11 protein-coding genes are annotated in these 9,342 nt (G+C 57.3%); all 11 read right to left on the bottom strand.

Going from position 1 to position 9,342, the window contains the following annotated elements:
* Nucleotides 1-63: 63 nt before the first annotated feature.
* A complete protein-coding gene (locus tag B4I46_RS10025; RefSeq protein WP_286899967.1) occupies nt 64-642 on the bottom strand; it encodes a TerD family protein in 579 nt (192 codons plus the stop codon).
* Nucleotides 643-711: 69 nt separating this feature from the next.
* Nucleotides 712-1,287, bottom strand: coding sequence for a TerD family protein (locus B4I46_RS10020; protein WP_286899965.1), 576 nt, complete (start codon nt 1,285-1,287; stop codon nt 712-714).
* A 31-nt stretch (nt 1,288-1,318) separates the two neighbouring features.
* Nucleotides 1,319-2,353: a TerC/Alx family metal homeostasis membrane protein gene (locus tag B4I46_RS10015; RefSeq protein WP_286899964.1), complete on the bottom strand. Its 1,035-nt coding sequence runs from the start codon at nt 2,351-2,353 to the stop codon at nt 1,319-1,321.
* A gap of 11 nt (nt 2,354-2,364) precedes the next feature.
* The gene (locus B4I46_RS10010; protein WP_084851956.1) at nt 2,365-2,814 is read right to left on the bottom strand and encodes a tellurite resistance TerB family protein; all 450 of its coding nucleotides are present in this window, start codon (nt 2,812-2,814) and stop codon (nt 2,365-2,367) included.
* 47 nt (nt 2,815-2,861) lie between these two features.
* Nucleotides 2,862-4,052 carry a TerD family protein gene (locus B4I46_RS10005; RefSeq protein WP_286899960.1) on the bottom strand — a complete coding sequence of 397 codons (1,191 nt, stop codon included), beginning with the start codon at nt 4,050-4,052 and terminating at the stop codon, nt 2,862-2,864.
* On the bottom strand, nt 4,049-4,642 hold the full coding sequence (locus B4I46_RS10000; RefSeq protein WP_286899958.1) for a TerD family protein: 594 nt from the start codon (nt 4,640-4,642) through the stop codon (nt 4,049-4,051). The genes B4I46_RS10005 and B4I46_RS10000 overlap by 4 nt, the downstream gene beginning before the upstream one ends.
* Before the next feature lie 2 nt (nt 4,643-4,644).
* Nucleotides 4,645-5,400, bottom strand: a complete 756-nt coding sequence (locus B4I46_RS09995; protein ID WP_084858334.1) for an HAD-IB family hydrolase — start codon at nt 5,398-5,400, stop codon at nt 4,645-4,647.
* Entirely contained in the window at nt 5,397-6,344 is a 948-nt protein-coding gene (locus B4I46_RS09990) for an HpcH/HpaI aldolase/citrate lyase family protein (RefSeq protein WP_286899954.1), read from the bottom strand. The genes B4I46_RS09995 and B4I46_RS09990 overlap by 4 nt, the downstream gene beginning before the upstream one ends.
* Nucleotides 6,344-7,435, bottom strand: a complete 1,092-nt coding sequence (locus tag B4I46_RS09985) for a cysteine protease StiP domain-containing protein (protein ID WP_286899952.1) — start codon at nt 7,433-7,435, stop codon at nt 6,344-6,346. The genes B4I46_RS09990 and B4I46_RS09985 overlap by 1 nt, the downstream gene beginning before the upstream one ends.
* On the bottom strand, nt 7,428-8,186 hold the full coding sequence (locus B4I46_RS09980; protein ID WP_286899951.1) for a trehalose phosphatase: 759 nt from the start codon (nt 8,184-8,186) through the stop codon (nt 7,428-7,430). Before B4I46_RS09980 ends, B4I46_RS09985 begins: the two co-directional genes overlap by 8 nt.
* The gene (locus B4I46_RS09975; RefSeq protein ID WP_286899949.1) at nt 8,176-9,312 is read right to left on the bottom strand and encodes a phosphoribosyltransferase domain-containing protein; all 1,137 of its coding nucleotides are present in this window, start codon (nt 9,310-9,312) and stop codon (nt 8,176-8,178) included. Before B4I46_RS09975 ends, B4I46_RS09980 begins: the two co-directional genes overlap by 11 nt.
* Between the last annotated feature and the right edge of the window lie 30 nt (nt 9,313-9,342).

Genomic DNA, 9,342 nt, shown 5'->3' with positions numbered 1-9,342 from the left:
ATGCCTGGCGCACACAAAAAAAGCCCCTGCCGTGTAAGCAGGGGCTTTTCCAACAGGCTCAAATTAGCCGATCGAAACGCCATGGGACTCAGCCAACGGCTTCAGGCCGCCGGCAAAACCTTGGCCGATCGCCTTGAACTTGAACTCGTCGTTGTGACGGTACAGCTCGCCGAAGATCATCGCGGTTTCAGTCGAGGCATCTTCGCTCAGGTCGTAGCGCGCCAGCTCTTTACCGTCAGCCTTGTTGACGACGCGGATGTAGGCGTTGCCCACTTGGCCGAAGCTCTGCTTGCGGCTTTCGGCATCGTGGATGGTGACCGCGAAGACCAGCTTTTTGACATCTGCAGCCAGGCCGGTCAGTTTGACGTTGACCTGCTCGTCGTCGCCTTCACCAGCGCCGGAACGGTTGTCGCCCAGGTGCTCAACAGAACCGTCTTGCGAGGTTTTGTTGTTGTAGAAGATGAAGCTGGAGTCGTTCAGGACTTTGCCGTTTTCGCCGGTGATGAAGATCGAGGCATCGAGGTCGAACTCGGTGCCGTCAGTCACGCGAGGGTCCCAGCCCAGACCTACGACTACTTCGGTGAGGCCTGGTGCTTCTTTAGAAAGAGATACGTTGCTACCTTTGGTCAACGACACTGCCATGAGAGCTATTCCTATTTGTAAGTTAATCTCGTTAGCAGAAAGATTGCTGCTAACGAGAGGCAACGGATCTTAGAAGTTCATGCCATACGAGTTGGCGAGCGCCTTCAGGCCACCAGAGTAACCCTGGCCAACAGCACGGAATTTCCACTCGCCGTTGTTACGGTACAGCTCAGCGAAGATCATCGCGGTTTCGGTCGATGCGTCTTCGGCCAGGTCGTAACGTACGACCTCAGCACCGGTCACATCGTTGGCGATACGGATGAACGAACCGCCAACCTGGCCGAAGTTCTGCTTGCGAGCATCGGCATCATGGATGGTAACGGTGAACGCGATCTTGTCGATGTCCGCTGGCACGCGGCTCAGGTCGACCTTCAGTACTTCGTCATCGCCGTCGCCAGCGCCAGTACGGTTGTCGCCGGTGTGCTCGATCGACCCGTCTTGGCTTTTCAGCTGGTTGTAGAAGATGAAGTCTGCTTCACCGCGAACCTTGCCATTGGCAGCCAGCAGGAATGCACTGGCGTCGAGGTCGAACTCGGTGCCATCGGTCGAACGCGGGTCCCAGCCCAGGCCGACGATGATCTTGGTCAGCGACGGGTCAGTTTTGGTCAGGGACAGGTTGCCGCCTTTCTGCAGGGTCAAAGCCATTTCTTAAACTCCTTGTTAGGGTACGAGTGATTCAGTTGGATTCTGCTTGAGTGTCTTCCTTTTCGGGGAAAATCACACTTGCAACGATGCCGATGACCAACACCACCATCACAATGAGGAGGCTGGTGTTAGGATCGATCTTGAAGCCATGGTGGAACATATGGTCTGTGGCGTTGAGGCCCAGTTTTACCGCGATGAAGAACAGCAGCGCAATGACAGCTTTCTCCAGGTGCACCAGGTAGCGCTTCAGGGCCTCGAGTACGAAGTACATGGTACGCAGGCCCAGAATGGCGAACAGCATAGCGGAGTACACGATCAGGGGCTCACGGCTTACTGCGATTACGGCCGGCACGGAGTCGAAGGCGAAAAGCACATCGGACACTTCAGCCACGACCAGGCACAGGAAGAGCGGCGTTGCAAACAGACCACCCTTTGCAGCCAGGCTCATGCCCTTGTTCTCAGGCTTGAGCAGCTCGCCTTCGAGAACCTTACGGCTAACGAAGAACTGATTGCCGTGCAGCTTTGGCCATACCGGGAACAGCTTCTTGGCGAATCGATAGGCAATGTGCTTGGAGTAGTCTTCCTCCTCCTCATCATCACCACCGCTACGGAGCATCATGACGGCGGTCCAGGCCACGATCAGTGCGAATACGATTTCCACCCAAGGGCCGAACGCCAGAAGGCCGGTACCGATCGCAACAAAAATACCGCGGAAGACGATAGCGCCGATGATGCCCCAGTAGAGCACGCGGTGGCGCAGACCATCAGGCACTTTGAACCAAGCAAAGATGGCCATGAACACGAACAGGTTGTCGACGCTGAGAACCTTCTCAAGGGCATAGCCGGTGACGAACAGACTGGCGACTTCAGGGCCGTGCTGGACGTACAAGAACCCTGCAAACGTGAGGGATATTGCTATCCAGAAGACGGACCAGACGGACGCTTTTGCCAGCGAGACCGGCTTGTCGCCGCGATGTGTAACCATGTCGAGCAGCAGAGCGCCTACGGCGATGCCGACGAAAACCATCATGGTCAGCGGGGGGAAACCGATATGGGTAACTTCCACAGGTCAATACCTTAAAGTTCGAAATCAGCTGGGGACAGACCCAGCTCCAGGCAGATCAGACGGCAAGCCGCCTTTTCCTTTTCATCAAAGTCACCATCGGATGCGCCGACGGAGCAGGTAACGCGAACGAGAAGGCGTGCCGCCCCTTCGTTGTCTTTGATCCGGCCAATGACCTTCAGCGCCTCGGCTTGACCGATCTGAGGGTCAAACTCGAATTTGCTCATCGCGTCGTTAAAGACCGCGAGAACGTCAGTCAGGCTGAACACCTTCAACTCGGGAGAGTTGTTGATGAAGCCGATCATCTTCTGCTTTTCTTCTGGACCTGCGCCGTTGCTGGCCACAGCTACCATGGCGCAACCGTTGGCAGTGGCTTCCATGAACTTGCGATTCTTATGCTTGCCGACCTCGGCAGTAAGTGTCTCGCGTGCTTGCGCACCTTTTGCTTTCAACCAACTGAGCATGTTCATACCTCAAAAATGGCGGAGCCTTAGGCCCCGCCAGTGGTGGATTACTTGGACCCTGCGCTCCAACGCATGCCCCAGCGGTAGGCCTTATCCATGGGCTCCTGGCTTCTATGGAAGTCAACCCTGCGAGACACCTTAACGGCGCCGTTGTCGTTTTCAAGGAGAGCGATGGCGCAACATCCTAGGTTCCCTCCCTCCTCGTTCAACCGCACTTCGATCTCTGGCTGGCCAGGGATGAAGATGGTCACCACACCATCGGTCTGTCCCCAGTTAGGAGCACCTTCGTAGATAAAGGCGTAAACCAAGATACGCTTGATCTGGCTCCACTTCTTACCGTTGATGTGAATCCACTCGCCGCCGGATACGGAGCCAGTTCGGTCATCACCCATGAGTTGAATGTAGGGTTCGTCTTCAAGGTCGCCAAAAGCATTGCCCAACGCCTGAACCACGCCCTTGTGACCGTCCTGCAACTCAAACAAACAACCAACGTCGAGGTCGATAGACTTGCTACGACTGAAGAAGCCGCCAGACTTGCCTTGGTTCCAGTTCAGGTTCACTCGGATTTCACCGAACCCAGCAGCTGTTTTTTCCAGACTGATCGAGGAGCGAGTCTTGTCGAGGGTTACCTTACTCAGGCTGATAGTCGACTTTGGAGCTGGGGGCGGGGCTGGCGTAGGCGCTGGAGCAGGTGCCGGCGCAGCACTTGGAGCTGGCGTCGGGGTCGGGGCCGGGGCCGCAATGTCGACACCAAAGTGGGTTGCCAGTGGTGCAAGGCCACCGGCAAAACCTTGAGCGACACATCGGAATTTCCACGCACCCTGGCGACGGTAGAACTCGCCAAGAATGAGCGCGGTTTCCTTCATACCCGAAGTCGGGATCTGGGTCTCAATGCCGCCAGACACAGTGACCACAAGCATCGGTACACGGTCGAAGCTGGCTTTGTTCTCGTAGATGGTCGCCGTCAGCGCGATCTTTTCGATAGCTGCGTCCAGCCGGCTGAGGTCAACGGTGAACACGGCGCGGCCAGCAGCCGTATCAACTAGCTGCACCGACCCACCCAGTACACTGGGCTGGCCGTAGAAGCACATGTCATTGTCGCCACGGACTTTTCCAGTTGCGGTCAGTGCAAATGCAGACACATCAATGTCTGCACCTGGAATGGGCGAATAGCCCACCTCCACCCGCAGGCTCCCGGTCGCTACCGGTGCGTTACCACCTGGGACCAAGGTTGTCATGCGCGCACCGCCTGAACGGCCAGGTTCACCAAGTCGTCAGCAGTACGGCCATGGGTAGTCTTACCGATTGCTTTGAACTCCCAACCAGAAGCGCCGCGCGACAGGTTGGCCATGACCACGCCAGTGTGCTCACCCTGGTCACTGAGGTTGAAACGCGCCAACTCCTGTTTATTTCCGTCATTGACGATGCGGCAGTACGCATTCTGGATGCGAGAGAAGTTCTGCCCAGTGAAGCTGTTAGTCGTAAACACCAGGTGCTTAACCGATGCAGGAACGTTGCTCAGGTTTACGGTGATCGACTCATCATCACCCTCACCTTCACCAGTGCGGTTGTCACCAGAATGCTGGATTGAACCATCTTTGGATGTCAACTGGCGGAACCACACCAGGTCGACCGGCTTCAGGTCGCCATCCAGCATGATGCACGACGCGTCGAGGTCGATCTCTCCACCGCCACCACCGAAAATCTTGCCGAAAAGACCAGTAGCTTTCACTGGATCCCAACCCAGACCCAGGGTTACCTTGGACAGACCCGAGCCTGCGGTCTTCTCCAGAGAAATGGACTGATTCTTCGAAAGGGTAAGTGCCATCGTTACGCTCCTTGTTGGTCATCGTGCTGCTGGGTGCCAGAGGAGACACCCGTAACTGAATTTGTGGTCGCGTCCGACGAGTTCACACGCGCTCCAATTTTCTCAATCTTCATCCGGCCACGCTGCCAGCGCGGGTGAAAGTGCCGCCAGTGCGGCTCTTGCGCTGCAGCAAGTAGCTCTTGATCCCCGCGGGTGTCACCCCAAGCTCGTAGCTTGTACTGGGCCAGCGGGCCATAAACAGCTTCCAGACGAAGTACCTTTGCTTCGCAGCGGCAGTTACTCCCGCTAAGCGCGCCGGTGAGCTTGCCTTCAACTACTTCAAGCTCAGTCCCAATCAAGCTGATACCCAGCTCCTGAGCGAATGGCATGAGCACTATCCGCGGAGAAGCTGAACAGATTGTTACCAGGGCACCGCTAGCAACCTCGGCCGCGACGGATTGTACGCCGGCCGGCCGCATGAGCCGTACCCAAAACGCCCTTCTGAATTCCGCAGCCTTCCGCTTTACCCAAGCCTCCTCAACACCAGTCAGGAAGGTGGCGACAAGCACAGCTTTAAGCTCGTCGCGACTCATTCCCTTGCCGAGGTAGCGAATGCATGCAGGAAGCATGCGTATCACCCGGGCGGCAAACTTCCGCTTACCGAACGCAAACAGCAGGAATGGGACGAAACTGTCTCGCCGCGTCAGGGTGCCGTCGAAGTCAAAAACCGACAGGACCTGGCCGGAGGCCGGGCCAGCTTCAATCATTTCCTGGGTCATCGAACTGCCTCAGCCAGGCGAACTGGCTCCGCTGTACCTGCTTCTGCGGGTTTCACTCCGTGCCATTTCACCCGTTCGATGATGTTGATGGCCCAGTTGTAGTGGGTCGCTGGTTCAACCATCGCATCGTTGTGCTTGAAGACAGCAGGCGCAGAACCATCGACGATGAGCTTGGCGCAGTTGTAGTCCTCAAGAGGAACGCGGAAGCCGTCATGAATCTGCGCAATCTGAGTCGGGTGAATCGCTGTCTTACCGACCAGCCCATGAGCAATGTCCAGGTCCAGCTCTTCAGCGAGCAGCTGAGGTGTTGCGAGCTGTTCGAAGACAGGGGCGGTAAGAGCAAAACCTTTTGCCCCAAGGACCCCGCACAGCATTGGGATCACGTATCCCATTGGGGTCTGATACAAGGTCGTTGCCGGGTTGCGGCGCAGCCCCAGGCAACTCATAAGATCATTTCCACCGATGCGCAACGCAAGGATTCGATCCCCCAGCTCTGCGCGAAGCGCGCAACCCAACTCGCCCATCGCCCCAGGGTTGTATACGTCGCTGGTTTCAAGCGTGGGCATCAACAGCAGGTTGGGGTTGGTAACTGCTCGGACCCACTCACCCAAGGTGGCAAGGGACAACTTCGGCACTACAAACCCATGCGCTGCGGTGATCTCAGGCCACTCGTTCAGTAGAGCCGCCATCTTCGAATCACGCGGACGTACGAAAACCAACGGACTTCTCGGAGAGCGGCAAGCTCGTGGCCCGATAGCAGTCAAGATCGCCCGCAGCGACTGCAGTGCATGCTCAACATCGGTAGAGGCAACCGCATCCTCTAGGCAGATAACGAGCGAGCGAAGGCCAGGCTGCTTATCTGCGCAAATCACATCGACGATATCGGCTCGAGTTGCAGGCATGTAGAGCGTCGCGCCCAGGGCCCACGGCGAGATGCGGTCCATTAGCTCACCTCCCGGATGATGGTAACGGCACGGTATGGCCCCAAGTCTTCACCAGCTTGCTGTACCTGGATGCCGGCACGGTCAGTCAGATGGATCAGCAGTTGGACGTCTGCGTCGTTGCGGTCCCGCACCAGTACCTGATCTGGGACACGGCGCAGCACAGCGCGAGTCGCTTCGGCGATACCTGGCTTGATGCGATTTAAATTGGTCACACCAAATCGTTCAGAAAGACGGCTGACGACGCCAAGTGCATCGATCTGCAGGTTCTCTGCCTCATCTGGTGTCCACGGCAGAGCCGGACTTACCTCGACGGCAGCTCGAGCTGCTTCGATCCGATCAATGAATGCTCGGGTCACGTCGTGCTCTCGCAGGTGGTCGTATACGACGCAACCATGCAGCCCACCATCACTCGGCCAGATCGAGCGGGAAACCAAACCGGATACGGTCGCACCCAGAATACCGGATGGGATGATCCAGTCTTCGGCCGAGGCTGCGAGCCAGGCTCGGCCGCACGGGTCTGCCAGTACGACCAATCGCGGGTCTTCAGGGAAACGGCTGTCACCTGCAAGGCTGCTCTTGATCTCACCGGAGATCGCGCCTTTGCCTGTCCACCCATCGACGAAGACGATGTTCTCAGCGCCATGTGCAGCGATGATAGATTCAAGCGCAACAGTGTCGATACCACGATCGCGGACGATGCTGATGCCGTAGTGATGTGCGTCGCGGCCCAGGTCAATCAATGCACGGCGTAACAGAACCCCAAGCGGAAGCCCGGCGCGCACGAAAGACACGAGCGCAATTGTCGGACCCTGATAGCTTTCTTCCAAGGCCAGAGCCAGGGATTGAACGTCCGCCGCCATGCGCAGGCCGTTCTGAGTCATCGCTCGCTCGAACAACTGCATGTGAGTCTGTGACGGCGCATCTTCCTGGCTGATCATTTCCGAGTAGTGCTTTTGCTTGGACTGGATCAGCCGCTCCTTTTCCAGCACATCGGTCAGGCCAATGTTCACTGGCTGCAGCAGGAAATGAACATCCTCAGGCAAGTAACTACCGCTACCAACAGTCATCGAGGTCAGGATCGGGTTAAGCATGGATGCTGCCCTCCACCAATGCGGCAAGCTGGCTCCGCGCCGGAGTCGACCAGAAATCGCAGAGGTTCATGTAGCCCAGATCGGTGATGCTGTCGCCGAAGCCGAGCACAGGGCGCTCCCCGTTCAACTCACGATCCTGCTTGAGGAAGTGCTCAACAGCGACGCGCTTGGACAGACCTGCAGGTAACAGGGCAAGGTTGTTGCCGTTGGAATGAGTGTGCATGCCTTCAATCAGGCCAGCTTCACTCAGCTTGTTGCGCACCAGAATCAGGTCAGCGTCAGAACCGTTGTTGTGCTTGACCACAACGTAGTGACGCTGATCGGCCTCTTCCACAACCCAGCCACGAAGCGATACACCTTGCTCGTCCCCAATACGCAACGCCGTCTCACACAGCACGGGCAAGCGGTCCTGGAACGCCGAGAGAATTCCATTCATCACGCCACGCCAGTCCATATTGACGGAGCGATCGGGATTAAGAATCAGGCCGCCATGGGAGCAAATAGCAGGGCCAGTGAAATCCAGACGAACACGATTGAAGGCCTCGGCACTGCGCGCAGTAACGGGTACCACATCAGTCGTTGCCAGGAGCCACCCAAGGAACTGCTTCTGCATCTCGGTCTGGTAACCGCTCACTTCACCGTTAACGTCAAAGGACGCCGGATAGCGCGAAGTGGCCTCAGGCATTTTTCGAGCGGTTTGGAAGAGCGTGTCGTCCAGGTCGACCAAGGCCAGCGGGCGCTTATTTGCCATCGACGATAACCTCCGCGTTCAAAGCTTCAATCAACGCAGCCGGCACAGCCTGTGCGTCCGTCTCGCTGCATATCAGCACTCGATCGAATTGCCCGGGTGCCACGTTGTAGAGGAAGTTGACGATGCCCAGACCGTAGTTGTCCGAGAAATTCAGCGCGTGCCCAATCGAATGACCAAGTGCAATTGGCGAACGGGTAGTCGAGCTGAAATGCACATCGGCGCCAGCGCGCTCAAGGCGTTCAGCCAGCAGGAAGGGCTTCCAAACGAACTCACCGGTACCGAGGACGATGACCCGCTCACCCGGCTGGACAGCGATGTTGAGCCCCAGGGTGTCTGCTACCCCACGGGTACCCAGTCGGCCCCAATCGTTTTCGGGGTTCACAGCCCAATCTCCAGCGGCCACGGTGCCAGTGTCCGGCATTTCAGGAAGCGGAGCTTCAGGATCTTCAGTGAAGATGTAAGCGCCACTCAGCAGGGATACCTGTGCGGCCGCTTCGCCGATGCTGCTCGATACAGCGCCTGCAGACCAGTCAGTCAGCACGCAGGTGACAACGCGCTCGATCTGGTTGAGGCCAGCGTCCACAAGGGCGCGGTGTAGATTGATGAACGTGCGGCCGGTCGAGGCCTCATCATCAACGAGCACCAGCGACTTGGCGCTGCGCATCATTTCCGAGAGTTGAGGTTCGGACGGCTCATGAATCAAGTGTGCACTGGCATGGCTGTGCTCTTCTTCAAAACGAGCAAAGATCTGATCGCCCACCGGGTGGCGGGTGCTGACGATGTACATGGTGTCAGCTAGTGACTCGCTGAGGGCGCGATGAACGCCCGCCCCCAGGCCGACGGCTGTCTCTGCCATACCGATGACCAGTACAGGGCCTGGCAGGTCGGATGGGATTTGTGCAGCCAAGGCCTTATAGGATTGCTGCATCACCGATGGCTTGACGGGAATGTGCTTACCCAGCACCCGAGAAACAAACAAAAATGCTCGTTTCGGATTGCGGCGCTCGGCAAAGCCAAAAAGCGACTCAGGCGAAATGGTAGCCTGATGCACATCAACTTCGAGAACGCCGCGTTTCAGCGTGACGCTCAACTTTGTAGACGCTTGATTCACTAAACTATGCTCCATGTTGGAGTTCCGTGGACGATAGTAGTGAAC

This window comes from Pseudomonas sp. UBA7500, from assembly GCF_002478435.1.
Classification (GTDB): domain Bacteria; phylum Pseudomonadota; class Gammaproteobacteria; order Pseudomonadales; family Pseudomonadaceae; genus Aquipseudomonas; species Aquipseudomonas palmensis.
Note: the sequence above shows the minus strand (reverse complement) of the source record. Positions and strands in the feature narration are given on the sequence as shown.